Annotated in this window: 22 protein-coding genes; 6 read left to right on the forward strand and 16 right to left on the reverse strand. The window is 71.0% G+C overall.

Annotated features, from left to right (window positions below; all coding sequences use genetic code 11):
* The first annotated feature begins 47 nt into the window (after positions 1-47).
* Complete coding sequence (locus tag H9X71_RS14215; protein ID WP_191147655.1) at positions 48-692, forward strand: HEAT repeat domain-containing protein; 645 nt, start codon at positions 48-50, stop codon at positions 690-692.
* A 62-nt stretch (positions 693-754) separates the two neighbouring features.
* Here H9X71_RS14215 and H9X71_RS14220 read toward each other — a convergent pair whose 3' ends face one another.
* The gene (locus tag H9X71_RS14220) at positions 755-1,555 is read right to left on the reverse strand and encodes a DUF4352 domain-containing protein (protein WP_191147656.1); all 801 of its coding nucleotides are present in this window, start codon (positions 1,553-1,555) and stop codon (positions 755-757) included.
* A 165-nt stretch (positions 1,556-1,720) separates the two neighbouring features.
* Positions 1,721-2,593 (reverse strand): alpha/beta fold hydrolase, encoded by an 873-nt coding sequence (locus tag H9X71_RS14225; protein WP_191147657.1) that lies wholly within the window; start codon positions 2,591-2,593, stop codon positions 1,721-1,723.
* Positions 2,594-2,765: 172 nt separating this feature from the next.
* Between H9X71_RS14225 and ectB the strand changes: the two genes are divergently transcribed.
* Positions 2,766-4,076 carry a diaminobutyrate--2-oxoglutarate transaminase gene (gene ectB, locus H9X71_RS14230; RefSeq protein ID WP_191147658.1) on the forward strand — a complete coding sequence of 437 codons (1,311 nt, stop codon included), beginning with the start codon at positions 2,766-2,768 and terminating at the stop codon, positions 4,074-4,076.
* A 36-nt stretch (positions 4,077-4,112) separates the two neighbouring features.
* On the opposite strand, the gene H9X71_RS14235 is transcribed toward ectB, so the two are convergent.
* From H9X71_RS14235 to H9X71_RS14245, 4 genes are all read right to left on the reverse strand, one after another.
* Complete coding sequence (locus tag H9X71_RS14235) at positions 4,113-7,058, reverse strand: tetratricopeptide repeat protein (RefSeq protein WP_191147659.1); 2,946 nt, start codon at positions 7,056-7,058, stop codon at positions 4,113-4,115.
* Positions 7,059-7,462: 404 nt separating this feature from the next.
* Positions 7,463-7,594: a hypothetical protein gene (locus H9X71_RS15055; RefSeq protein WP_280527977.1), complete on the reverse strand. Its 132-nt coding sequence runs from the start codon at positions 7,592-7,594 to the stop codon at positions 7,463-7,465.
* Between the two features lie 213 nt (positions 7,595-7,807).
* Complete coding sequence (locus tag H9X71_RS14240) at positions 7,808-8,470, reverse strand: response regulator transcription factor (RefSeq protein WP_191147660.1); 663 nt, start codon at positions 8,468-8,470, stop codon at positions 7,808-7,810.
* On the reverse strand, positions 8,467-10,278 hold the full coding sequence (locus H9X71_RS14245; RefSeq protein WP_191147661.1) for a sensor histidine kinase: 1,812 nt from the start codon (positions 10,276-10,278) through the stop codon (positions 8,467-8,469). The genes H9X71_RS14240 and H9X71_RS14245 overlap by 4 nt, the downstream gene beginning before the upstream one ends.
* Before the next feature lie 159 nt (positions 10,279-10,437).
* Between H9X71_RS14245 and H9X71_RS14250 the strand changes: the two genes are divergently transcribed.
* Positions 10,438-11,862: a CitMHS family transporter gene (locus H9X71_RS14250; RefSeq protein WP_244961947.1), complete on the forward strand. Its 1,425-nt coding sequence runs from the start codon at positions 10,438-10,440 to the stop codon at positions 11,860-11,862.
* A gap of 108 nt (positions 11,863-11,970) precedes the next feature.
* On the opposite strand, the gene H9X71_RS14255 is transcribed toward H9X71_RS14250, so the two are convergent.
* Both H9X71_RS14255 and H9X71_RS14260 read right to left on the reverse strand, forming a co-directional pair.
* On the reverse strand, positions 11,971-13,443 hold the full coding sequence (locus H9X71_RS14255; RefSeq protein WP_191147663.1) for a DUF2079 domain-containing protein: 1,473 nt from the start codon (positions 13,441-13,443) through the stop codon (positions 11,971-11,973).
* A 79-nt stretch (positions 13,444-13,522) separates the two neighbouring features.
* Positions 13,523-13,954 (reverse strand): DUF5997 family protein, encoded by a 432-nt coding sequence (locus tag H9X71_RS14260; protein WP_191147664.1) that lies wholly within the window; start codon positions 13,952-13,954, stop codon positions 13,523-13,525.
* 103 nt (positions 13,955-14,057) lie between these two features.
* On the opposite strand from H9X71_RS14260, the gene H9X71_RS14265 reads away from it, so the two are divergent.
* Positions 14,058-15,098 carry a LysR family transcriptional regulator gene (locus H9X71_RS14265; RefSeq protein WP_191147665.1) on the forward strand — a complete coding sequence of 347 codons (1,041 nt, stop codon included), beginning with the start codon at positions 14,058-14,060 and terminating at the stop codon, positions 15,096-15,098.
* 60 nt (positions 15,099-15,158) lie between these two features.
* Here H9X71_RS14265 and H9X71_RS14270 read toward each other — a convergent pair whose 3' ends face one another.
* The gene (locus H9X71_RS14270; RefSeq protein WP_191147666.1) at positions 15,159-15,890 is read right to left on the reverse strand and encodes an SGNH/GDSL hydrolase family protein; all 732 of its coding nucleotides are present in this window, start codon (positions 15,888-15,890) and stop codon (positions 15,159-15,161) included.
* A 129-nt stretch (positions 15,891-16,019) separates the two neighbouring features.
* Between H9X71_RS14270 and H9X71_RS14275 the strand changes: the two genes are divergently transcribed.
* The gene (locus tag H9X71_RS14275; RefSeq protein WP_191147667.1) at positions 16,020-16,340 is read left to right on the forward strand and encodes a hypothetical protein; all 321 of its coding nucleotides are present in this window, start codon (positions 16,020-16,022) and stop codon (positions 16,338-16,340) included.
* Positions 16,341-16,377: 37 nt separating this feature from the next.
* Here the strand turns inward: H9X71_RS14275 and H9X71_RS14280 are convergent, their stop codons facing one another.
* From H9X71_RS14280 to H9X71_RS14300, 5 genes are read right to left on the reverse strand one after another with little or no spacing between them, the layout of a single operon-like run.
* On the reverse strand, positions 16,378-17,274 hold the full coding sequence (locus H9X71_RS14280; protein WP_191147668.1) for a prenyltransferase: 897 nt from the start codon (positions 17,272-17,274) through the stop codon (positions 16,378-16,380).
* Positions 17,267-17,635, reverse strand: coding sequence for a lycopene cyclase domain-containing protein (locus H9X71_RS14285; protein ID WP_191147669.1), 369 nt, complete (start codon positions 17,633-17,635; stop codon positions 17,267-17,269). Before H9X71_RS14285 ends, H9X71_RS14280 begins: the two co-directional genes overlap by 8 nt.
* On the reverse strand, positions 17,632-17,976 hold the full coding sequence (locus tag H9X71_RS14290) for a lycopene cyclase domain-containing protein (protein WP_191147670.1): 345 nt from the start codon (positions 17,974-17,976) through the stop codon (positions 17,632-17,634). Before H9X71_RS14290 ends, H9X71_RS14285 begins: the two co-directional genes overlap by 4 nt.
* Entirely contained in the window at positions 17,976-20,603 is a 2,628-nt protein-coding gene (gene crtI, locus H9X71_RS15090) for a phytoene desaturase family protein (protein ID WP_191147671.1), read from the reverse strand. Before crtI ends, H9X71_RS14290 begins: the two co-directional genes overlap by 1 nt.
* A complete protein-coding gene (locus H9X71_RS14300; protein ID WP_244961661.1) occupies positions 20,600-21,670 on the reverse strand; it encodes a polyprenyl synthetase family protein in 1,071 nt (356 codons plus the stop codon). Before H9X71_RS14300 ends, crtI begins: the two co-directional genes overlap by 4 nt.
* 44 nt (positions 21,671-21,714) lie before the next feature.
* On the opposite strand from H9X71_RS14300, the gene idi reads away from it, so the two are divergent.
* On the forward strand, positions 21,715-22,281 hold the full coding sequence (gene idi / locus H9X71_RS14305) for an isopentenyl-diphosphate Delta-isomerase (RefSeq protein WP_191147672.1): 567 nt from the start codon (positions 21,715-21,717) through the stop codon (positions 22,279-22,281).
* 66 nt (positions 22,282-22,347) lie between these two features.
* On the opposite strand, the gene H9X71_RS14310 is transcribed toward idi, so the two are convergent.
* Positions 22,348-23,226: a patatin-like phospholipase family protein gene (locus H9X71_RS14310; RefSeq protein WP_191147673.1), complete on the reverse strand. Its 879-nt coding sequence runs from the start codon at positions 23,224-23,226 to the stop codon at positions 22,348-22,350.
* A 129-nt stretch (positions 23,227-23,355) separates the two neighbouring features.
* Positions 23,356-23,919, reverse strand: a complete 564-nt coding sequence (locus H9X71_RS14315; RefSeq protein ID WP_191147674.1) for a MarR family transcriptional regulator — start codon at positions 23,917-23,919, stop codon at positions 23,356-23,358.
* Positions 23,920-23,972 lie beyond the last annotated feature (53 nt).

Raw genomic sequence — 23,972 nt, forward strand, 5'->3', positions numbered from 1 at the left:
CTCCCGGGCGGCGGGAGGGCCCTGCCGCAGCCGATACGGTGGGGCCCATGGCTGACGGAGATGACCCCCGCCGTCGCGAGGATTCCCTCGCGACGCGCATGAGCGACGCGGTGGCGCGCACGAGCGAGCGGGAGGTCGCCCTGCGGGCGATGGGCCTGCTGGACGGCCTGTACGAGGGCGACGACTTCCTGCTGCTGGTCGGCGGGCGCCACGCCCGCGGGATCCTCAACGGCGCGCCTCCCCTCTACTGGCCCGAGGCCTGGGGCGCGCGCGCGCTCCTCTACGCGTGGACCCCGGAGGCCGCGAAGGTCGTCGAGAAGAACCTCACCAACCGCGCCTGGCGCGTCCGCGAGGCGTGCGCCAAGGTCGTCGCCACCCGGCAGCTGCCGCTGGTGCGCGCCCTCACCGTGCTCGTCACTGACGAGAACGCCCGCGTCCGCGGCGCCGCCCTGCGCGCGCTCGGCGCCGTCGGCGGCCCGTCCGACGAGGAGGTCATCCGCCGCGCGCTGACCGATCCCGACACCTCCGTCCGCGTCGCCGCGCACGACGGCCTCGAGGCCCTCGCCGCCCGCCACGAGCAGGTGCTCTCCCCCGCCGGCCGGCACGCGCAGGCCGCGGCCGAGGCGGGCGCCATCACCGTGGACGTCGACGAGGACGAGGACGAGGCGGACACGAGCGCCGACCGTTCCTGAGTGACGAACGGCGGAGGGGGCGGTGACCACGTGGTCACCGCCCCCTCCGCCGTCCTCACGGGTCAGGATGCGCGGACGACCACCGCGTTGTCGAAGCTGAAGGTCGGGCGGAACTCGATGTAGTCGAGCGCGGCACCGGCCGGGATGTCGATGTAGACCGTGTTGTCGGTCCCCAGACCCGGGTTCACATCGGTGCTGAAGAGGTCGCCCCCGAAGGTGCTGACCGAGCCGTTCGTGTCGTAGGCGCTCTCGCCGATGTAGCCCTTGACGTCGTTGGACAGCAGGTTGATGGAGTCCGAGCCGCCGTTGTCGATGCGGTAGTCCACCTTGCAGAACTGGCCCTTGGCCGTCTCCTTCAGGTACTCGTTGTCCCCGGCCTCGGCGAGGCCGCACTCGATGCCGCGAACGGTGAAGGCGATCCCGTCGCCTGTGGTCACCGTGTCGCCGATGGCCGCCTCCTGGACGCCCTCCTCCTCTGCGGGTGCTTCAGCAGCAGGGGCCTCCGCGGCTTCGCTGGCCTCGGACGCGGCGGACGGAGCCGTGTCGCTCTCCTCGATCGCCGTGCCGACGGCACCCAGGATGGTCACCGAGGCGACGATGATCGCCACGATCCAGCCGACGACCGCGAGGATGAGCGCGCTGATCGAGGTCCCCTTGGCCTGGCCCTTGCGGGTGAGGCCGATGATCGCGAGCACGATCGCGGGGATGAAGAAGATCCACGCGAGCCCCGAGAGCGGCGGGATGACCCCGAACAGGAAGCCGATCCCGGCGAGGATCAGGGCGATGAGGCCGATCGTGTTCTTCTGCTTGGGAGCGGCGGGAGCGGGCGCGGGGGCAGGCGCGTACGGGGCGGGTGCGGACATGGCTGATCTTTCTCGAATGAGCGGGAGGGTGAGGGGCGTCGCCTCAGAACGGCGCGGGTGAGCCCGGTCCGAGTATTCAGCACCTTGGGAATAGCGGGGTCCCCCAGTTGTGGGGCGCGGTCGCCCTTCGCGACGGCCGGTCGGGTCGCACGGGGCCGGTCCGCATCAGCCCGGCAGCGACGCGAGGAAGTCCTCGACCAGCGCGGCGAACAGGTCCGGCCGCTCGATCTGCGGCATGTGCCCGCAATCGGGGATGAGCCGTGTGCGCGCGTCGGGCAGCTCCCGCGCGACGGCCGCGAGGTGCGCGGGCGGCAGGATCCGGTCGCGGTCGCCCCAGACCGCGAGCACCGGCAGGCCCGACTCCCGCACGCCCTCGACCAGCGGGCGGCGCCAGCGCGAGCTCACCCCGCGCACCGTGCCGAGGTCGCGCGCGATGTCGAGCATCGTGGCGGCGTGCGACGGCCGGGCCGACAGCTGCTGCGCGTGCCGCACGCGCTCGTCGGTGGTGAGCGCCGGGTCGTGGAAGATCGTGCGGGTCGAGCGCCGCGAGTTGCCGGGCGTCGGCCGCATGAGGAGGGTCGCCAGCGGATCGAAGGCGAGCATCCGGAGGCCGACGGTGACCTGCCGGCCGAAGCCCGCGCTGTCGGCGAGCACGAGGGCGCGCACGCGATCCGGGTGCCGCACCGCGAGGGTCATGGCCACCGCGCCGCCGAGCGAGTTGCCGACGACCGTCACGCGACCCGTCACGCCCGCCGCGTCGAGGCACGCGGGCAGGGCGTCGGCGAGGGACTCGAGCGTGGTGGGACCGTCGACCGGATCCGACCAGCCGAAGCCCGGCAGGTCGAGGCTGTGCAGCTCGTGGCCGTCGGACAGGCGCGCGTGCTGCTCGTCCCAGTCCTCGAGGCTGCGGCCGATGCCGTGCAGGAGGAGGAGCGGATCCCCGGCGCCGGTCACCCGGTGCCGCACCTGCCGGCCGCCGACGTCGAGCATCGCGGTCCCCGGGGCCCGGAGCGGATCGACGTCCCCGGATGCGGCCATGTCGCGACCCTATCGAGATCCCCCACGTGCCGGATTCCTGCGATGTCGGGAGGAGGTGCGACGATGGAGGGGCTGCGCATCGCAGCCCCTTCCCCGTCGCCCGGAGCCACGAGCCCGCCCGACGTGAGGCGACCCACCGAGGTCGCCGCTGAGCATCAAGGAGCGAGACGGCATGACGATCTTCGAGCAGATGGAGTCCGAGGTCCGGAGCTACAGCCGCGGCTGGCCGGTCGTGTTCGACCGCGCCGTGGGCAGCGAGATGTTCACGGCCGACGGCGACCGCTACCTCGACTTCTTCGCCGGCGCGGGCGCCCTCAACTACGGGCACAACAACCCGGCGCTCAAGCAGAAGCTGGTCGACTACATCCTCCGCGACGGCGTCACGCACTCCCTCGACATGTTCACGGAGGCGCGTCGCGACTTCCTGCAGACGTTCCAGGACGTCATCCTCCAGCCGCGCGGGCTCGACTACCGCATCATGTTCCCCGGCCCGGGCGGCGCCAACGCGGTCGAGGCCGCGCTGAAGCTCGCGCGCAAGGTCACCGGCCGCACCACGATCGTGCACTTCACCAACTCGTTCCACGGCATGACCGAGGGCGCGCTCGCGGTCACCGGCAACGCGCTCAAGCGCGGCGGCGCCGGCCACCCGCTCCAGCACACCGTCGCGGTGCCGTTCGACGGCTACCTCGGCGGCGAGACCGACAGCCTCGCGTACTTCGAGAAGCTGCTCGACGACTCGGGCTCGGGCTTCGACAAGCCCGCCGGTGTCATCGTCGAGACCGTGCAGGGCGAGGGCGGCATCAACGTCGCGAGCGCCGAGTGGCTCCGCGCCCTGCGCGACCTGTGCACGCGCCACGGCATCGTGCTCATCGTCGACGACGTGCAGATGGGCTGCGGCCGCACCGGCGGCTTCTTCAGCTTCGAGGAGTCGGGCATCGTCCCCGACATCGTCACGCTCTCCAAGTCCATCGGCGGCTACGGCCTGCCCATGGCCCTCACGCTCCTCAAGCCGGAGCTCGACCAGTGGAAGCCGGGCGAGCACAACGGCACCTTCCGCGGCATCGCGCCGGCGTTCCTCACGGGCGCCGAGGCGCTGCGCCAGTACTGGGCCGACGGCGAGCTCGAGGCGTCCACGCTGCGCAAGGGCGAGCGGATCCACGAGGTCTTCACCGAGATCGCCGCCGAGGCGGCCCCCGGCATGACGCTCAAGGTGCGCGGCCGCGGCCTCGCGCGCGGCATCGAGTTCCCCTCGGGCGACCTCGCGGGCGCGGTCTGCCGGGCGGCGTTCGAGCGCGGAATGCTCATGGAGACGAGCGGCGCCGGCGGCACGGTCATGAAGGTGCTGCCCGCGCTCACCATCACCGACGACGAGGTCGAGGAGGGGCTCGCCATCATCCGCGCGTCCGTCCGCGAGGTCCTCGGCGCCACGAGCGAGGAGCTCGCCGCCGACGAGGTGCCGCTGCCGGTGGCCGTCGGGAGCTGATTACTGGTCGGGTTCGGTCCCTTGTTTTATAACCAACTACTTAGGCCCTAATTCCAGCAGCAGTTCACAAGTCGCAATTAGCGCGTCCGATTTACGCGAAGACCTGCGCATATCTTCTAGGTCTTCGAGGCGCGAGGTATACAGGTTGCGAACTTCTGGTTCCATTTTGGCCACCCGGCAATCGAGGGTTTGTTGTGCGTATTTGAGGGCTGGCCCCGGCATTCCTTCGGACACATATAGGGTAGTCAGTTCGTGGCGCGTGTTTTCAGTCTCGAAATGGCAACTCCCTAGAGAGACTGCCCTGTCCCGCAAAGTAGCAGCAAATTGCTTGATAGCTTTATACGGTTGACCCGCGTTACGGTAAGCAACCCCGGCATAGTGCCCCGAAATCAACGTCTCGATATGGAATTGTCCAAGAACGTCGGTCCGATGGGCCAGGTTACGCTCGTGCATCACCGCGGCCGCTTCCGAGTCGCCAAGTTCATCCAGGCACCGTGCTTGATAGTGGTATGCAACCATGAACTCTCGACTGTCCTCAGTTAAGATATTCCGGATCCGGGGTAGTAGCGAGTCCAAAAGCGCCATGGATTCAGCAAAACGCTTCAGATCGAATAGCGCGGTAGCAGCGTTACTTTCCGCTAGAAGCGTATTGGGGTGATCCGGCCCCCATTCTTCCGCAAACTGATTCGCGAGCTGTTCAAACAGAGCAAGCGCCTCAGCATGCAACTTATGGGCCTGCATGGCCCCGGCTAGGCTATTTCTCACCACTGGAAGCTGTTGACGCGCCCGCCTATCTAACGCTTCTGAGTCCATTGCAATAGCCGCCTGGAGTGACGCGATGGCTTCATCGGTCCTCATAAGCTTGGCATAAACAGGCCCGAGGTTAGCGCGCAGTGCGAATATGTGATACTCATTGGGGACATCTTCTTCTAATGCCGTTTCGAGTAGCTCTTCAAGGACGTCCGCCGCGTCCTGATATTTGTCCTCAGCCTGCAGGACCGCGGCGTAATTAGTCCAATTGACAAAATTGTCGTCGCCCGTTGAGGCCAAGAACGCAAAAATATCTTTCGCCTCCTGAAGGCGTCTACCCTTCATCAAGGTTTGCGCGTACGCAGAGAGCAGTCGGTACCAGAAAGCTTCGCCTAGCTTCTCCTGAATGTCTGCGGTATTCATGATCGCCTCGAACGCACTTGCCGACTCGGCATAAGAGCCTTTTTCCTGCAGCGCCTGCGCCCGATAAAACGTAAGCACCCAGTACGCCAAGGAATCTGAATCGATTTCCGACGTCAGACTTGACGCTACATTGATTTTACGTGCCGAATTACCAGGGGAGCGATCTAGATAATCGACCCATATAGCCCCTGCTTCTAGCACGGCCTCGCGGTCCTCCACCAAACCCGCTTCATACATAGCTATAACAAATTGCGAGGCGGCCGACGCTTGGGCAGGATTGCGATATAATCCGTTATGTACAGCTTCGATCGTTAATTTCAGTAATGCGTCTCGGAAGCCCGCGTGTTGGCTCTTTGAAAAGAACTGGTTATCTTCCTCGGCCACTTGCGCTTGCGCCGAGCTGGAAAACACGTATACGCCAGAGCCGAGGGAAGAAATCCAGGTGGGCGCCTGAAGCAGCAGAGCCTCCACCCCGCTCTCAGACTCGTCAAAATCAATCTGGAAGTCGACAGCCCCGAAGGCAGCAGAAATATCATTGGCGATCCACGCCTTTGCGCCCTGAATTAAACCTTCGTCGACTCCCTTCGTAACATGTGCCAGAAGTGAAAACATACGCTTATGGCCATTGTCGAGCTCTTGCCACAGTCCCCGATACAGGCCAGCCACTGTCGAGGGCAACTCCTCGATGGCCTCGCTTGACAGCTTTAGATCTCCGGATGGAAACTGCTCGTGGTAGCGCCGCCAGAGACCGAAAAGAGTCAACTCAAGAGGGTTTGAGTATAGTTTGACAATCGCTTTCGCCGTACTTGACTCCACATTAGGAAAGTAGTGTCGGAGTATTGCATAACGCGCGTCCTCCTCGAGCGCTAGGTTTGCAGATACCCGCGCCACCTCCTGGTTCTGATCAAAAAGATTGATTGCCTTAGCTTCCCGCAACGCTGACTCAAGTGCGGAATCTGAAGCTTGTTCAGGCCAGGCTGTGGATATGACCATGACGTACGGATTAGACTCTACAAGCTTTGTCATCAGGTTGAGTAGATTGGAGTCCCCCCAATGAGCATCTTCAATGAAGATAACCGTAGGCAGCTTCGGGCCAATCGAGCGCATCAAGACATCGTAAATACGATCATGTACGACCGACATATCCTCGCGAATGTCGTCGCTCCCCCGGACAAGTCGCTTCCGCTCCTCTACCCTTTCGGAGCTGGTTGCAATCTGCTTTAGCGCGGCATAGGCGAGCCCTGTTCCCAGACCTAAATCAATACCCATCGCACCTGTCGCACCCGACAATGCGAGGTTGCCAATTTCGTCAACAAGCGCGTCTGTCGATCCGCTTATAGTCGTCTTTAACCTATCAAGGCGCGAAGTATTCTGGCGCACTAGCTCTGCTATATAGGGCGCGTGGGCGAGCCATTGGTGAAATGCTTGGTGCGCAGAGTTGCCCCTCGATGCGGTCAGGGTAGTCGCAGTGATTCCCCACCACATGAACTGCGGGAGAGAGCCGGGGACGTGCGGAAACATTGGAAACGTTGCTTTACGTGCTCTAGCGTGTTGATCCTCGGTCAATTCAGTGGAATCCTCTGTAATCAGAGGAGGCCAATATGCCGAAGTTTGTTGATGCTTAGATGCGATTTCCTTATAGAACTGTTGAACTATTCGCGTCTTTCCGGCACCACTTGGCGCATCAAGGTGAATCCACTGACCCGTTCCCTCAGAGCCGAGTCGATTGAAGCTTGATAGAAGGTCGCTCACATAAGCTAGACGGCTTGCACCCACGAACGGGGGAATGCTGAACGAACCAGGAGTCATGATATCTCGTCACCAATCTAGCCATGGGTATGCCTATCGAATGCGGGTGGCTAATTGATCAGGCAAACGGAGGTGTTTTAATTATCCGTAGTTTTTTGAAACCGCACAACTCCCCCGTCACGGGGGTATGCGATGACGGACGTTCTCCGCTTCTCCTTCGATACAAGACTCAGGCCCATGCCGACGCCTACCTGGACCCGTTAGCGGTGTTCCTTGCATCGAGTGGATCCAGAAAGGTGCCGCTTCCGGTAGCTGTCGGGAGCTGATGCGTTCCTGCGCATCGCCTCGCAGCTCGGTCGTTCGCCTCGTGGCGCGGCCGGGCCGTCCTTGGGTTAAGCCTCGGCAGTCGTACCCTGCATCTCGAGCTCCGCGGCCGTGACGGAGGCCGACGCCGGCATCCTTGGTCAGTAGTTGTCCGCGCGGAGCTGCTCTGCGAACACGGTCAGGTCCGGGTCCGGCTTCAGGTCCGTGTCCTCCGGCGTGAGCTCCGAAAGCAGGTGCCGCCGCCCGAAGGTAACCCGTGCCGTGACGGGCACGAGGGTAGGAGATGCCGGTTGAAAACAAACGGCGCCGCCCCAACGTGCAGTTTCTTCTCCCAGCGCACGGTGGTGACCGTTTCGCCACTCACGACCGCGTCATGGTGGATGCGTTGGGAGCGGATGACCTGGGACGCGGGGGATCCTACGGGCGGTGATGCAGCCGGGGAACGCTGCCCGGCCCCGCATCCGCGGAGCCGGGACGTCGTGCGTTCACCGCGGCCGCAGGATCCGGTAGCGGTGCTCGGGGCGGCCGGTGGATCCGTAGTTGAGCTGCACGTCGACCACGCGGTCGCGCGCGAGGGCGCCGAGGTAGCGCTGCGCGGTGGCGCGGGAGACGCCGACGCGCTCCGCGATCTCGGGGGCGCTCAGCTCCTCGTCGGATGAGGACAGGGCGTCGAGCACGGCCTGCTCCGTCGCCGGGCGCTCGCGCGCGGAGACCCGGCCGGGCCGCAGCGCGTGGATGGCGCGGTCGATGCCGGCCTGGTCGAGCGGACGGTCGCTCGCGAGGCCGGCGCGGAAGGCCGCGTAGGCCGCGAGCCGCGCGGTGAGCAGCTCGGGCGCGAACGGCTTCACGAGGTAGGAGACCGCGCCGCCGCGGAGGGCGCGGCGGACGGTGGCGGGGTCGTCGGCGGCCGTGACGAGGATCACGTCGGGCTCGATGCGCCGCACGAGGTCGACGCCGCTGCCGTCGGGCAGGTACGCGTCGAGGAGCACGAGGTCGGGGCGGGACGTGTCGAGCACGGCGAGCGCGGCCCGCACGCTGCCCGCGGTGCCGACGGCGCGGAACCCGGGCGCCTGCTCCACGATGCCCTCGTGCAGGCGCGCGATGCGGAAGTCGTCGTCGACGACGAGGACGGTGAGGTCGTCGGTCATGCGCGGTCTCCGCGGGGGTGGGGGTCGGAAGGGTCGGCGGGGGCGGGCGGATCCCCGTCGGGCGGCTCCACCACACCGGCGAGGCGCGCGCAGAACACGGCGCCGGCGTCCGCACGAGGCGGCGGGCCGCCGGGATCCGCGACCCACACGTCGCCGCCGTCGCGCCGCGCGATGTCGCGCACGAGCGGCAGGCCGAAGCCGAGGCCGTGCGGGGGATCCGCGCCCCCGCCCGCGGCGAGCGCCCCCGCGGCCCCGTCCACGTCGTCGGGCCGACGGCGGAAGATGCCCGCGACGTCCGCCGACCCGAGCCCGTCCCCCGAGTCGGAGACCGCCAGGTGCAGGTCGACGCCGTCGTCGAGCGCCTCCACCTCCACCCACCTGTCGGGGCGGGATCCGCGCACGGCCGCGTGCATCGCGTTGTCGACGAGGTTGCCGAGGACGGTGGTGACCTCCTCGGGCCGCACCAGGATCCCGCGCACGAGGGTGCCCGGTCCCACCCGGAGCGCCACGCCCCGCTCCTCCGCCTCCATGGCCTTCGCGCCGAGGAACGCCTGCAGGTAGGGCTCGTCGACGAGGCCGGCGTCGACCGTCGGGAACGCCACGGGCCCCTGCTCGAGCACGCCCGCGAGGTAGCTCTCGGCCTCGTCCACGCGGCCGGTCGCGACGAGGCCGCGGACGACGTGGAGGCGGTTGGCGAACTCGTGCCGCTGCACGCGGAGCGCCGTGGACATCGCGGTGACGGCGGTGAGGCGGCGGCTCATCGCCTCGATGTCGGTCTCGTCGCGCAGCACCATCACCGCGCCGAGGTCGCGCCCGTCGCGGGCGACGCGGGCGACGTCCACGAAGAGGAGCCGGTCGTCGACCACCGCGCGCAGCGACGGGGATCCGGCGGCGGCGCCGGACGACGCTCCGGCCCGCGCCTGCGCGACCGCCTCCCGCAGCACCGGCGCGACGCCGAGCTCGTCGAGCGTGCGGCCCACCGGATCCGCGAGGCCGAGCAGTTCGGCGGCTCGCGGGTTGCAGACGGTGACCCGGCCGTCGGTGCCGAGGCCGAGCACGCCCTCGCCGACCCCCGAGAGCACGGCCGCCTGGTCCTGCACGAGGCCCGCGAGCTCTGAGGGCTGGAGGCCGAGGGTGAGGCGCGCGAGGCGGCGGCTGAGGATCCCGCTGGCCACCGCCCCGACGCCGAGCGCGAGCAGCGCGACCACCGCGATGGCGGCCACGTCGACGCCGATGGAGTCGCGCACGGTCGCCGCCGCGAAGCCGACGCTGACCTCGCCGACGACCCGGCCGGATCCGTCGTCCGGAGCGTCGACCGCCTCCCGCGCCCGCACCGGCACCTTCGCGCGCGCGGACTCCCCGAGCGTGCCGGTGGCCCACGTCACCTCCTCGCGACCCGCGAGCGCGACCGTCGGATCCGTGCTCACGAGCTGCCCGAGCTCGGCGGGGTCGGGGTGCGCGAGCCGCAGCCCGCGGTCGTCGGTCACGACGACGAACAGCGCGCCCGTGCGCTGCCGCACGGCCTCGGCGGTGCGCTGCACGGGCCCGTCGGCGAGGTCCGCGGCGGTGGCCGTCGCGGGATCCGCGGTCTCGGCCGTCACGGCGGCCCGGAGCGCGGGATCCTCGGCGGCCGTCCGCGCGATCGCGAGCGCCGTCGCCTGCGCCTCCTCGCGGTTCTCGGAGGAGCTGAGCAGGCCGTAGGCGATGGTCGCGATGCCGACCACCACGAGCACGACGAGCAGCTGGAGGACGAGCGTGCGCCGCGCGAAGTCGAGCCCCGCCCGCCGTCGCCCCGTCGCCCGATCCACCTGGTGAGCATAATGCGCAGAACGTCGTCTACGTGCACTATCGCGATGAAGCGGCACAAGCGCGACGGCGCGGGGAAGCCGACCTAGCGTGTGGTGTTCAGCCGGGCGTCCCGCCCACCGACGAAGGAGTCACACGTGCTGGTATTCCTGGGCTTCGCCATGGTCCTCACCTTCATGGCGCTCATCATGACCAAGCGGCTCACGCCCATGGTCGCCCTCATCCTCGTGCCGACGATCTTCGGCCTCTTCGCGGGCGCCGGGCTCGGCATCGGCGACATGGTCATCGAGGCGCTCGGCGACCTGGCCCCCACGGCCGCGCTGCTGATGTTCGCCATCATCTACTTCGGCATCATGATCGACGTCGGCCTCTTCGACCCGCTGGTGCGCCTCATCCTCCGCGTCGCGGGCGGCGACCCGGCGAAGATCGTGCTCGGCACGGCGATCCTCGCGGCCGCGGTCTCGCTCGACGGCGACGGATCGACGACCTTCATCGTCACGACGGCGGCCATGCTGCCCATCTACCGCAAGCTCGGCATGAGCCCGGTCGTGCTCACGTGCACCGCCGGCCTCGCGAACGGCACGCTCAACATCGTCCCGTGGGGCGGCCCCACCGTCCGCGCGGCGGCGGCACTCAAGGTCTCGCCGACCGACATCTTCGTGCCGATGATCCCGTCGCTCCTCGTGGGCATCGCGCTCGTCATGATCTTCGCCTGGACCATGGGCCTCCGTGAGCGCAGCCGTCTGGCCGCGCTCGGCGAGGCGCGGGCCGAGGGCGGGCTCGACGCGGCCGGCGGCACGGGCGGCACCGGTGGATCCACCGGCGGATCCGGCTGGTGGCGCGCCGGTCGCGGCGCCCCCGCGACCCCGCGCGGCGGCCTCATCACGATGGCCCCGGCGCTCGTCCGCGCCGAGACGGCCGCCGTCTCCACGCTCGGCACCACGATGCTCGACCCCGACCGCGACACCCTGCGCCCCCGCCTGATCTGGTTCAACCTCGGCCTGACGCTCGTGGTGCTCGCGCTGCTGATCATGGACCAGCTGCCCCTCGCCTACGTCTTCATGGTCGGCGCGGCCATCGCGCTGATCTTCAACTTCCGCGTCCTCAAGGACCAGGGTGAGCGCATCGCGGCGCACGCGCCCAGCGTGGTCGGCGTGGTCTCGATGGTGCTCGCGGCGGGCGTCCTCATCGGCGTGCTCAACGGCACGGGCATGGTGTCGGCGATGTCGGCCTGGCTCGTCACGATCATCCCGGACGCGCTCGGCCCGGGCCTCGCGGTCATCACCGGCGTGCTCAGCATCCCGATGACCTTCTTCATGAGCAACGACGCCTTCTACTACGGCATGCTCCCGGTGCTCGCGGAGAGCGCGGCGAACTACGGCATCGACCCCGTCGAGATGGCCCGCGCGTCCATCACCGGGCAGCCCGTGCACCTGCAGAGCCCGCTCGTGCCGGCGATCCTGCTGCTCGTGTCGCTGGCCGACGTGAACCTCGGCGACCACCACCGCAAGGTGCTGTGGCGGGCCGTGCTGGTGTCGCTCGTGATGCTCGCGGTGGGCGTGCTCACGGCGGCGATCCCGATCTAGGTCGGGGCGCTCCTCGCGGGCGCGCATGCGGAGGCCGGGCGGCTCGGGGGAGCGCCCGGCCTCCGCGCGTGTCGGGCCTCGCGCGCCGTCCCGGATCGTGCCGGTCGCCTACGAGGTCCGGCGCGCCACCTGGTAGCCCGCATCGGCGTAGACGATCTCGTAGACGGTGCCCGCCTGCGTCGCCTCGCCGTACTGGTCGGCGTTGAGGGCGCCCTGGCCGAGGCCGCCGCCGACCGTGTCGATCACCACGTACTCCGGCGCCGGGTTGCCCGGGTTGCCGAGCCAGAAGACCTCGTGGTCGTCGACGAGGTACGACATGAGGCCGATGTCGCTGAGCACGCTCGCGCCCGCGGGCACCTGGTCGAGCGCGGCCTGCGCCTGCGCGGCCCGGGGCGCGGGCTGCCAGATGGCGGGCTTCGCGAGCTCGGCCATGGGCGAGCGGACGAGGAGCGCGACGGCGGCCACGGCGATCAGCGGCACGGTCGCGCGCGACGCCGTGCGCAGCCAGCGCTGGCGGCCGGCCCGCGCCCGGACCACGCCGTCCATCGCGGCGGCGAAGACGATCGGCATGAGCACCGCGTCGTAGTGGTAGCCGGGCGCCCAGTACGACTCGGTGGGCGACAGGAAGCGCCAGGCGAGCGTGGGCACCACGAGCAGGAGCAGCGGCGAGCGCACGGCGATCAGCGCACCCGCGATCAGGAGGAACGCGACCGTCTCGAGCTTGGGGGCGGCGAGGAGCCCCACGACCGTGCCGAGCGGATCCGCGAGGGCGCCGCCCGCGTCGAGCTTGGAGGCGTAGTCCCAGCGGGACTCCCGGTTGAAGGCCGGCAGGATCACGGCGGTGGCGAGCGCGAACCAGAGGACGCCCCAGCCGGCGAGCGCGATGCCGATGCGGCGGTGCAGCGTGAGGGCGAGGATCGCGCCGAGCACCGCGACCGTGAGGCCGAGGTCCTCCTTCACGAAGACGAGCGGCGCGGCCCAGAGGGCGGCGGCGAGGGCGCGGCGGGCGATCACGGCGTCGAGCGCGAAGGCGAGCAGCGGGAGCGCGAACGCGATCTCGTGGAACTGGAAGGCGACGGCGCCCTGGATCCCCCAGCTGAGCCCGTACGCGGCCGCCACCGCGATCGCGCCCCAGCGGCCGACCACGCGGCCCGCGAGGCGGCCGACGCCGACCACGGAGATGCCGATGAGCACGGCCTGCACCACGAGGAGCGCGAACGCGTGCGGCCACACGGCGTAGACCGGGCCGAGCAGCACGAGGATCGGGTGGAAGTGGTCGCCCATGAGGTTGAACCCGTCGCCCTTGATGGAGACGAGCGGCGCCTGGAGGCGCGCGTAGTCGTGCGCGAGCTGCGCGAAGATGCCGGTGTCCCACGACTTCACGGTGAAGCGGCGCCACTCGAGCGCCGAGTAGAGCACGTAGACGGCGGTGACCAGCGCGGCGACGACCACGGAGCCGACCGTGCCGGGGACGCGGGATCCGGTGACGGTCGCGGGGCGGCCGGGCGCGGGATCCGGGGCGGCGGTCGCGGCGTCGGCGGCGGCGTGTCGGCGGCGTGCCGTGGCGTTCGGACTGGTCACGCGAGCAAGGCTCTCACGCGGACCGGGGGGCGAGCGGGCGCGGTCCCCGGCCCAGCCGCTCAGCGACGAGCGGGGGCGGTCAGCGGCGGGATCCGCCGGTGCCCTCCTGGCGCTCGCGCTCGGCGGCCATGGCGGCGCGGCCGGCGTCGCGGTTCTTCACCCGAATCTGCTCCTCGCGCACCTCGGCCTGCGTCGCGCGCTCCTGCACCAGCCACTGCGGCGGGGCCTCGAGCAGCGCCTTGATCTGCGCGGTGGTGAGCGCCTCGTCGACGCCGCCGCGGGCGAGGCCGGCGATGGAGACGCCGAGCTTGCCGGCGATGACCTGGCGCGGGTGCGGGCCGTCGCGCAGCAGCGTGGCGAGCCACTCCGGCGGGTTCTCGTGCATCTCGGCGAGCTCCGCGCGGGACGGGGTCGACTCCTGGAACTCCACGGGGGTCGCCGGGAGGTGCACGCCCAGCTTCTTCGCCGCGGTCGCGGCCTTCATCGTCTGGCTGGATCCGGGGCTCGTCATGTGCCCAGGGTACCGTCGGGTCCCCGTGCGGCCTGCACTAGCCTGGATCGGACCCGCCGCCGCTCATCGCGCCACCACCGAGCGGGCCATCGAGGGGACTCCCGTGGACGCCGACCCGACCGCCCTCCGGCACTTCGCCGCCGTCGCCGACGAACTGCACTTCGCCCGCGCCGCGAAGGCCCTCAACGTCTCGCGCATCGCCGTGAGCCGGTCGATCCTCGACCTCGAGGCCCTCTGGGGCGTCGAGCTGTTCGTGCGCGACGACGGCCCCACGCGCCTGAGCGCCGACGGCGAGGCCCGCCTCGCGGAGGCGCGCGCCGCGATCGCCGCGGAGGACGCGCGCCTGGCCGCAGAGGCCGAGGCGCCGCCCCGCGGGCTCGTGGTCGCGATCGTCCCGGGCGTCACCGTCGCCAAGTGGACCCGCGCCTGGGACGAGCGCATCGCCGACGTGCCGCTGCGGGTGGTGCCGCTCGCCGAGCCGGACGCCGCGCCCGCGCTCGTCGACGGATCCATCGACGTCGCGTTCCTCCGCCTCCCCGTCGACGGGCGCGGCCTCACGATCGTGCCGCTCTACGGCGAGGTGCAGGTGGCGATCCTGCCCAAGGACCACGCGCACGCCACGGCCGACGCGATCGCGATCGCCGACCTCGCGGAGGACCTCCTGCTGCAGCCGGCCGAGCGGGTGCCGGGCTGGCCGGGTCGCACGGCGGGGGCGGATCCGGTGCCGATGCCCGACGACGTCACGAGCGCCGTCGAGCTGGTCGCCGCCGGCGTCGGCTTCGTGGTCGTGCCGCACGCGCTCGGCCGTCAGCACGCGCGCAAGGACGTGGTGGCGGTGCCCGTGCACGACCTGCCGGAGACGCGGATCGCCGTGGCCTGGCGCGAGGGCGACGCCTCCCCCGACATCGAGGAGCTCGTGGGCATCGTCCGCGGGCGCACCGCCGCGAGCTCCCGGTCGCAGCGCGACGACGACGAGCGCGACCGCCGGAAGCCGACCGCCGCGCAGAAGACCGCGCGCAAGGCCGCCGGGAAGCCGGGCGCCGCGGGCGGGAAGGGCGGCTCGGGCGGCGGGAAGGCGACGCCGAAGGGCGGCGCGGGCGGGAAGCGCACTCCCCCGCCGCGCGGCGGCCGACGCGGGCGCTAGGCCCGACCGGCCAGCCGCATCACGCGGCGCCCGTCGCGGCAGCGGCCGCCGGCGCCGCGGTCACTGCCCCCCGCGCTCCGTCTGCAGGTCAGCGATGACGCGCCCCACGTGCTCGCCCCAGCGGCGGTACATGGACGCGTAGCGGAACACGCCGTCCTCGAAGTCGACCGGCCCGGCGTTCGGCAGCGTGAGGGAGACGGCCTGCGGGAACCGGGCGCACGCCTCGGCCTTGCGCGCGGACATGTACGCCGCGTGGTCGCGGAAGAGCCCGCGCACGAACGAGCCGGCCTCCACGTACTGCGACACCTGCGGCACGTCGGACACGAGCACGATCGAGTTGTCCGCGGTCTGCTCCACGAGGTGGTCGAGCAGGTCCTCGAGCCGGTGGACCCAGGGCGTGATGCGCGCGAGCTCGAGCGCGTCGGCGACCCCGGGCATCACGAGCACGACGTCGTAGCGGTGCAGCTCGGTGATCTGCCGCACGGCCTCCTGCGTGGCCGTGACGTGCTGGTCCGCGAGCGGCACGGTGCGCCACTCGACGCCGCGGCCGGTGATGGCGCTGAGCGCGCGGGCCGTCTGCGCGGCGACGCCGTCCGCGTGCGTGCGGAGCCCCACGCCGGATCCGCCGATGCCGCCGAGCGCGAGGATCCGGTCCGGATCCGGCCCCGGCACCGCTCCGACGGGCGCGTCGGTGGGCACGGCCGCGGTCAGCGGGGTGGGGATGCCGCCGCGCAGGCTCGCCGCCACGAAGGGGCGGACGGCCTGGTGGAGGACGCGGATCGGCGGTGTCATGGGCTCCTGGGGATGGAGAGGGGGTCCGTCCATCTTGCCTCGACGGCCCCGGTGTCGGACGCCGAGCCTATCGTCGTCCACGAGCACGGCCGGGTGCTCGCGACCGACGTCCCCTCACCTGGAGCACCGATGACCCGCGAGCCCGAGCCCCTCGACCACCACCCGCACGCCCGCTTCCACCAGGGCGCCTGGCGCGTCCAGGTCGCGTCGCAGCCCGTCCTCGGCTACGTCGTGCCCACCTGCCGCACCGCCGGATCCGCGCCCGTCTTCGAGGTCTACGCCGACGCGGTCGACGACTCGGGACGCCGCGTGTGGGTCTCCACCGCGGTCACGCTCGAGGCCGCGGTCGCGTGGATGCGCGAGCACGACATGGAGCTGCTCTCCTTCGCGGGCGAGCACGCGCGCCGCCGCCGGGAGCTCGTCGCGGGGATGATGCCGACGCACTACTGAGCGGGTGCCCGGCCGCCGGGTGCACGCCCGGAGCGCGTCACGCCGGCGTCACCCAGTACGCGATGAGCAGCATCGTCACGACGAAGCCCGAGAAGAAGTTGAGGCCGAGGAAGCGGCGCCACCCGCGGTTCGCGGCCTCGGCGTCCTCGTCGCGGATCGACCAGAAGGGCGCGGTGCTGAGGATGTACGGGATCACGAGCACGGCCGCGATCATGCCCGGCGGCCCCGTGAACAGGATCGCGACGCCGGCCGCGGCGTAGGCGAGCACGGCGATCCGCACGGTCGCGGCCCCGCCCAGCACGGTCGCGATGGAGGAGATGCCGCCCTCGCGATCGGCCACGATGTCCTGCACGGCGCCGAACGCGTGCGAGGCGACCCCCCACAGGAAGAACGCCGCGAGGACCGCCCACAGCGCGGGCGTGAACACGCCGCCCGCGAGCACGATGCCGTAGACAGCCGGTGACGTGAAGTGCGTGCTCGAGGTGAGCGAGTCGAGGACCGGGCGCTCCTTGAAGCGCAGGCCCTTCACCGAGTAGGCGATCACGGCGAAGGCGCTCACGGCGAGCACGCCGGTGCTCACGGCGGATCCCACCGCCACGAGGTAGACGAGGAACGGCACGTTGGTCAGGAGCACCGCGATGAGCACCGGCCGGTGCATGGCGCGCGCGAGCACGGCGCCCTCCACGCCGCCCTTCCGCGGGTTCCGCATGTCGGAGTCGTGGTCGAAGACGTCGTTGATGCCGTACATCGCGAGGTTGTACGGGATGAGGAAGTAGATCGTGCCGATCACGGCAGTGAGGTCGAGCTCGCGCGTCACGGTGAGGTACGCGGCCGCGAACGGGAAGGCCGTGTTCACCCAGGAGAGCGGGCGGGAGGAGAGGAGGATCGTGCGCAGCATCCGTGCGGCGCCGGGCCGCGTGCGCACGTCACTCATGCGCTTCGATGCCGGACACGCTGCGGCGTCGTCGCAGCAGGTACCAGACCGCGGGCAGCAGCACGAGGGCGGCGATCGCGTAGGCGAAGTCCTCGATGGGCGCGACGCCGAGGATGAGGCCCACGAGCTTGTCGGGGTCATAGCCGACGAGGCCCACCTGGATCATGATGTTGTCGAAGATCAGGGTCATCACGAGCAGGATCGCGACGGGCATCCGCCGGTACCAGTAGTACTCGGGGTAGTCGAAGCGGCTGGATCCGTACGGCACGGCGGCCGCCTCGCGCAGCAGCAGGCGCCGGAACAGGAACCCGACGATCGCGACGGGGATCAGGAACAGCAGGTCGAGCACGAGGTAGCTCATCGGTTCGCGCGCTCCCTCGCCCGGGCGACGTGGTGGTCGGCCAGGCGGCTGAACCCGTTGACGAGGTTCATCGTGAGGTAGCAGAGCAGCGTGAGGAAGAAGACCTCCTCGAGCGGCAGCTCCGGGCCCACGAGGATCCCCGTCATGAAGGAGGTCTCGCCGCGGAAGAAGATGCCCTGCGAGATGCCGGCGACGTCCCACGCCAGGAAGAACACGACGCCGATGAGCGTCGTGAGGGCGGCGGCCATGCGGTCGCGCCAGAAGAACAGGCGCCAGCGCCGGTCGAGCAGCATCATGCAGCCGAGGGTGACGAGGAGCAGCGCCAGGTAGACGAACCCCATCAGACCACCGGGCGGCCGACCGTGCGCACGAGGGGCTCGGCGCCGGGTCCGGTCGACGTGTCGCCGCGGAGGCGCTTCACGAGGATCTCGGCGCTGATGAGGCACATGGGCAGGCCGATGCCGGGGATGGTGGATCCGCCGGCGTAGTGCAGCCCGTCGACCTTCTTGCTGGTGTTGCCGGCCCGGAACATGGCCGACTGCGCGAGCGTGTGCGCGGGCCCGAGGATGGTGCCCTTCCACGAGTGCAGGTCCCCGGCGAAGTCGCCGGGGCCCGAGGTGCGGCGGACGACGACGCGCTCGGCGAGGTCGGGGATGCCGGCCCAGTCGGAGATCTGCTGGATGGCCCGGTCGGCGATCTCCTCGACCCGCGCGTCCCCGGCGCCGTCGACGCCGCCGCGGCCGATGGTCGGGTCGGCGGGGATCGGCACGAGGATGAACACGTTCTCATGGCCATCGGGCGCGACCGAGCCGTCGGTGGCGCTGGGCTTGCAGACGTAGATGCTCGCGGGATCCGGCACCGAGGTGGCGCCGCCCTTCGGCGGGAAGATCTGCGAGAAGTTGGCGTCCCAGTCCTCGGTGAACAGCAGCGTGTGGTGGTGCAGCTCGGGCAGCTCGCCGCGGACGCCGAGGTACACGAGCACGGCGCCGGGGCCGGCGGTGGCCTTGTCCCAGTACGACTGCGGGTAGGTGCGGAACGCCTCGGGGATGAGCTCGGTCTCGGTGTGGTGCAGGTCGGCGGTGGAGACCACGACGTCGGCCTCCAGCGTCTCGGTGCCGGCGTCGGTCGTGACCTGCACGCCGCGCGCCCGCGCCCGGCCCGCCGTCGTCGGCTCGGTGAGGATGCGCGAGACCGGCGACCCCGTGCGGATCTCGACGCCCTCGGCGCGCGCGACCCGCTCGATCGCGTCGATGACGGTGATGAGGCCGCCCTGCGGGTAGAGCACGCCGTCCTCGAGGTCGAGGTGGCTCATCAGGTGGTACATGCTCGGCGCGAGCTTCGGCGAGGAGCCGAGGAACACGGCCGGGTAGCCGAGGATCTGGCGGAGGCGGCGGTCCTGCACGTACCGGGCCACGTGCGTCTCGAGCGGCGTGAGCAGCAGCTTCGCGAGCGTGCCCGTGCGGGCGACGACGTCGCGCTTCAGCAGCGGCCGGTAGTCGGCGAAGGTCGTGTAGAGGAAGCGCTTCTTCGCCATCTCGTAGACCTCCTTCGCGGAGTCGAGGTAGCGGGCCATCGCCGGGCGGGATCCGGGCTCGAGGCTGTCGAAGAGGTCGAGGTTGGCCTCGCGGGAGTCGCGGATGTCGACGGGCTCGGGGTCGCCCTCGAAGAGCACGCGGTAGCCGGGCAGGCGCACGAGGTCGAGCTGCTCCTCGGCGCTGGATCCGAGCAGCTTGAAGAAGTGGTCGAACACCTCGGGCATGAGGTACCAGCTGGGGCCGAGGTCGAAGCGGAAGCCGTCCTTCTCCCAGGAGCCCGCGCGGCCGCCGACCTGGTCGCGGCCCTCGACGAGGGTGACGCGGTACCCGTCGCGGGCGAGGAGCGCCGCGGAGGCGAGGCCGGCGATCCCGCCGCCGATCACGATGGCGGTGGGTGCGGTCATGGCGCTCTCCTGCTGCTCGGGGTCGGACGGGGTGGGACGCGGCGCGGGGGCGGGCGCCTGGGCAGGGCGGGCGCCGTGGGCGCGGGGCGCGCGGGAGCGGCGCACGAGGCGGCCGTCGGCGCCGGACGGCTCGGCGCCCGTGGCCGCGGCGAGCGCGATGCGGGCCTTGACGGGATCCGGCACCCGCACGCGCGTGCGCGCCAGCTCGGCGGCGGGGGTGTCGCGCAGGCGCACGGCGAGCTCCGCGAACAGGCCCTGCGCGAGCGCGACGGCGCGGCGGCTGGAGGCGGGCAGGTCGGGGATGACGGAGCCGGACATGCGCAGGTCGGCGTCGATGTCGTCGAGGATGCGCTCCTTGTCGGCCTCCGAGAAGGTCGCGACGTCGACGCCGGGGAAGTAGCTGCGGCCGAGCGCGCCGTGGTCGGCGGCGAGGTCGCGGAGGAAGTTGACCTTCTGGAACGCGGCGCCCAGGCGCTTGGCGCCCTCCTCGAACCGGATCCGCTCGGCGCGCGTGGTGGCGTGGCCGACGAGGAACGCGCGCAGGCACATGAGGCCGACGACCTCGGCGGATCCGTAGACGTACTCCGTGAAGGACGCGGGCGTGTGCTCCATCCGCCGCAGGTCCATGCGCATGGAGGCGAAGAACGGCGCGGTGAGCTCGGCGCCGAAGCCGGCGCGGCGGGCGGTGATGGCGAACGCGTGCACGACGAGGTTGGTGCTGTAGCCGCGCAGCATCGCGTCCTCGGTCTCCTGCTCGAGGGCGTCGAGCAGGGCCTCGACGTGCGCGGGATCCACGCCCGCCCCGGCCGCGGCGCCGTCGACGATCTCGTCCGCGATGCGCACGAGCGCGTACACGTTCTCGATGTGCTGGCGCACGTCCGGGCCGAGCAGGCGGGCGGCGAGCCCGAAGGAGGTGGAGTAGCGGCGGATCACGACGGAGGCCGTGTCCTGCGCCACGCGGTCGTACTTCTCGAGGCCGGTGGGCGCCTCGGGGGCGGGTCGGCGCCGACCGGGCACGCGACGCGTCATCGGATGCGCCCGAGCACGGACTCCGCGACGGGCGCGAGCTCGGCGCGGAGGGCGTCCGGCACGACCGGGTCGTCGAGGCGCGCGACGGCGGCGACCGCGAGGTCGCGGGCCAGCCCCTCGGCGTAGGCGCGGGCGCCGGAGCTCTCCAGCACCGAGCGGACGAGCGCGGCCTCGCCGCGGGAGAGGTCGTCCTTGCCGACGAGCGCGCTGATCTCGTGCCACTCCGACGAGCGGACCGCGTGCGCGATGAGCACGGTGCGCTTGCCCTCGCGGAGGTCGCCGAGGTTCGTCTTGCCGGTCTGCTCCTCGTCGCCGAAGACGCCGAGGACGTCGTCCACCACCTGGTAGGCGATGCCGATGTCGCGGCCGAAGTCGCCGAGCGCGGCCACGACCTCGGGGCGCGCGCCCGCGAGCACGGCGCCGGCCTGCAGCGGCGCCTCGAACGAGTAGACGGCGGTCTTGAGGCGCTCCATGCGGAGGATCTCCTCCACGCTCGGCACCTCTGCGGTGAGCGAGAACTCGACGTCGATGAGCTCGCCCGCGGCCGACGCGAACACGGCGTCGTCGAGGATCTCCATGAGGTGCGAGCGGGTGAGGTCGCGCACGCCGCTCGCGTCGATGAGGCGGTACGCGTTGACGAGCGCCAGATCCCCCGCGATGACGGCGGCCGACATGCCGCGGTGCTCGGCGAGCGGCTGGGGCAGGCCCTGGGTGGTGGCGATGTCGCGGTAGGCGCCGGAGACGTTGGGCCCGCCGCGCCGGGTGAAGTCGCGGTCGATCACGTCGTCGTGGACGATGAGCGCGGTGTGCAGCATCTCGAACGCGGCGCCGACGTGGGCCGCGGCCCGCACGTCCTGCCCGCCGAGGCCGTCGTACGCGGCCATGACCATGCGGGGCCGGAAGCGCTTCCCGCCGGCCGTGTTCGACTCGAGCGTGCGCCACAGCTTCACGTACTCCGAGCCCATCGCCTCGGCCCGCACGAGCGACCGGGCGAAGAACGCGTCGAGCACGCCGTTCACGTGGGCCTGCCTCGATGTGGAGACGGCAGCGAGGTTGGTGGCGTCCACGGATGAAACCTAACATCGAGGGGGTAACGGAAAGCAGGGAGCGCATGTCACATCACACCGAGCTCGTCGTCCTCCTCGACGACGACGGCACGGCCATCGGGACGGCGCCCAAGGCGACCGTCCACACCCGCGACACGGCGCTGCACCTCGCGTTCTCGTGCCACGTCTTCGACGCGGAGGGGCGGATCCTCGTCACGCGCCGCGCCATCGGCAAGCTCACCTGGCCGGGCGTCTGGACCAACTCGTTCTGCGGGCACCCCGCGCCGGGCGAGGACATGGTCGAGGCCGTCCACCGCCGCGCCGAGCAGGAGCTGGGGCTGACCCTCGCGTCCGTCGAGCTCGCGCTGCCCGACTTCCGGTACCGCGCGACCGACGCGGCGGGCGTCGTCGAGAACGAGATCTGCCCGGTGTTCCGCGCCGTCGCGGCCACGCCGGTGGATCCGCGGCCCGAGGAGGTCGGCGAGTACCGGTGGGCGGATCCCGAGGAGCTGATCCCCGCGGTCGCCCACACGCCGTGGGCCTTCAGCCCGTGGCTCACGCTCCAGCTGCCGCTGCTGTACCCGGAGCACGCGGCGCACGCCGGGCTCGCGGACGCGGTGCCCGCGGCCTGATCCACTCACCGACGCCGAGGGGCCCGGCCGCGCGATGCGGCCGGGCCCCTCGTCGTGCGGGTGGGATCAGCCCCAGAAGGCGCGGATCTCCTCGGCGAGGCGCTCGGCCTGACGGCGGCCCGCCTCGGCGGAGACCTTGCGGGTCGAGAGCAGGAGCGAGTTCTCGCCGAAGGCGGCCGTGCTCTCGGCGTCGGCCTGGATCACGAGCACCTCGGCCCGGCCGCGCAGCTGCTGCACGACCGTGGAGAGCGTCGGGCCCATGCCGGAGGCGGGGGCCTCGGGGCCGCACGCGATGACGAGGATCCGCTCGTGGTCGGCCACGACGTCGGCGTTCGTGCCGGAGCGCATGCCGCCGTCCATGTAGGGACGGCCGTCGATGGTGACGGGCGGGAAGACGCCGGGCACGGCGCAGCTCGCGGCGGACGCGCGCACGAGGTCGGCGCCGGAGTCCTTGTCGAAGACGGTGAAGCGGCCGGTGCCGGCGTCGACCGCGGTGATGCGGAGGTCCTGCTCGGGCCAGTCGCGGATCGGCAGCAGCTGGCCGATGCGCTCGACGCTCGCGGCGTCGTCGACCTCGGGGTCGTACTCCTCGAGCGCCAGCTCGCCGATCCTCTGGCGGGTCGGGATCTCGCCCGCGGTGCTCACGACGCCCTCACCGATGACCTCGACGGTGCGGGAGAGGTCGCGGCTGCCGGTGGGCTCCGCCATGCCGGCCACGTCGACGAAGTGCTCGTCGTAGGCGGCGTCGATGGCGCCCGCGCGCAGGTTGATCGCGACGACGGATCCGGCCGAGGTGCCGACGACCGTGTCGGCCGCCCCGAGGTCGACGCCCGCGGCGATGAGGCCCGACAGGAGGCCCGTCTCCCAGGCGATGCCGGCGACGCCGCCGCCGCCGAGGACCAGCCCTCGCGTCGGCGTGGTCGTGTCCCGCTCGGTGCCGGTCATGGTCCTCCTCTTCCGCGTGCCTCCAGGCCCGCGTGCGCGTCGTGGTGGTGGTTGATGCGGCTCCATCATCCCCGACGTCGGTGGACGCCGCCCGAGCGCCGGGTGCACGCGCGGTGGACGGGGCCGGGATCAGCGCGCGGCGGGCGGCTCCACGGCGGATGCGGATGCGGCGGGACCGGCGGGACCCGCGGCCGCCTCCCGGTAGACCTCGCGCACCTCGCCGAGGAACCGCGTCACGGCGGCGCGCTCCGCGGCGGTCAGGGAATCGGCCGCGCGCGCGACCCCGCCGATCATGGGCATCAGCTCGGCCATCGCCCGGCCGACGGAGGCGGGCCGCGGGACGACGACGACGCGGCGGCGGTCGTGCGGGTGCGGACGGCGGTCGACGTGGCCGACCTCGACGAGCCGGTCGACCACGAGCGTCGCGGCGGCCGTCGAGACCCCGAGGCGGCTGGCGAGCTCCGTGGGCGACAGCGACCCCTCCTGGATGAGGTGCTCCATCGCCTTCATGTCGGTGGGGTTGACCTCGAGCACGCCGCCGAGCCGGCGCTCGAAGTGGGCGGCGAGGCCCAGCACGTCGCGGAGGATCCGGCCGAGCTCGCCGGCCTCGCCCGCCTCGGCGGGGACGCCCGTGCCGGGTGCCGGGAGGGCGGCGGGCGCGTCCGGTTCGGGGCGGGGACGGGCGCGGGGCATGCCCTCATGGTACGCCCGAGGTAGCTAAGCCGCTTGATCATCAGTAGGCTGAC

The organism is Clavibacter zhangzhiyongii, assembly GCF_014775655.1.
Classification (GTDB): Bacteria; Actinomycetota; Actinomycetes; order Actinomycetales; family Microbacteriaceae; genus Clavibacter; species Clavibacter zhangzhiyongii.

Excerpts from the sequence above, each read along its gene's own strand:
- H9X71_RS14215 (WP_191147655.1), top strand. The coding sequence starts at position 48 with ATGGCTGACGGAGATGACCCCCGCCGTCGCGAGGATTCCCTCGCGACG.
- H9X71_RS14220 (WP_191147656.1), bottom strand. The coding sequence starts at position 1,555 with ATGTCCGCACCCGCCCCGTACGCGCCTGCCCCCGCGCCCGCTCCCGCC.
- H9X71_RS14225 (WP_191147657.1), bottom strand. The coding sequence starts at position 2,593 with ATGGCCGCATCCGGGGACGTCGATCCGCTCCGGGCCCCGGGGACCGCG.
- ectB (WP_191147658.1), top strand. The coding sequence starts at position 2,766 with ATGACGATCTTCGAGCAGATGGAGTCCGAGGTCCGGAGCTACAGCCGC.
- H9X71_RS14235 (WP_191147659.1), bottom strand. The coding sequence starts at position 7,058 with ATGACTCCTGGTTCGTTCAGCATTCCCCCGTTCGTGGGTGCAAGCCGT.
- H9X71_RS14240 (WP_191147660.1), bottom strand. The coding sequence starts at position 8,470 with ATGACCGACGACCTCACCGTCCTCGTCGTCGACGACGACTTCCGCATC.
- H9X71_RS14250 (WP_244961947.1), top strand. The coding sequence starts at position 10,438 with ATGGTCCTCACCTTCATGGCGCTCATCATGACCAAGCGGCTCACGCCC.
- H9X71_RS14260 (WP_191147664.1), bottom strand. The coding sequence starts at position 13,954 with ATGACGAGCCCCGGATCCAGCCAGACGATGAAGGCCGCGACCGCGGCG.
- H9X71_RS14270 (WP_191147666.1), bottom strand. The coding sequence starts at position 15,890 with ATGACACCGCCGATCCGCGTCCTCCACCAGGCCGTCCGCCCCTTCGTG.
- H9X71_RS14275 (WP_191147667.1), top strand. The coding sequence starts at position 16,020 with ATGACCCGCGAGCCCGAGCCCCTCGACCACCACCCGCACGCCCGCTTC.
- H9X71_RS14280 (WP_191147668.1), bottom strand. The coding sequence starts at position 17,274 with ATGAGTGACGTGCGCACGCGGCCCGGCGCCGCACGGATGCTGCGCACG.
- H9X71_RS14285 (WP_191147669.1), bottom strand. The coding sequence starts at position 17,635 with ATGAGCTACCTCGTGCTCGACCTGCTGTTCCTGATCCCCGTCGCGATC.
- H9X71_RS14290 (WP_191147670.1), bottom strand. The coding sequence starts at position 17,976 with ATGGGGTTCGTCTACCTGGCGCTGCTCCTCGTCACCCTCGGCTGCATG.
- crtI (WP_191147671.1), bottom strand. The coding sequence starts at position 20,603 with ATGACGCGTCGCGTGCCCGGTCGGCGCCGACCCGCCCCCGAGGCGCCC.
- idi (WP_191147672.1), top strand. The coding sequence starts at position 21,715 with ATGTCACATCACACCGAGCTCGTCGTCCTCCTCGACGACGACGGCACG.
- H9X71_RS14310 (WP_191147673.1), bottom strand. The coding sequence starts at position 23,226 with ATGACCGGCACCGAGCGGGACACGACCACGCCGACGCGAGGGCTGGTC.
- H9X71_RS14315 (WP_191147674.1), bottom strand. The coding sequence starts at position 23,919 with ATGCCCCGCGCCCGTCCCCGCCCCGAACCGGACGCGCCCGCCGCCCTC.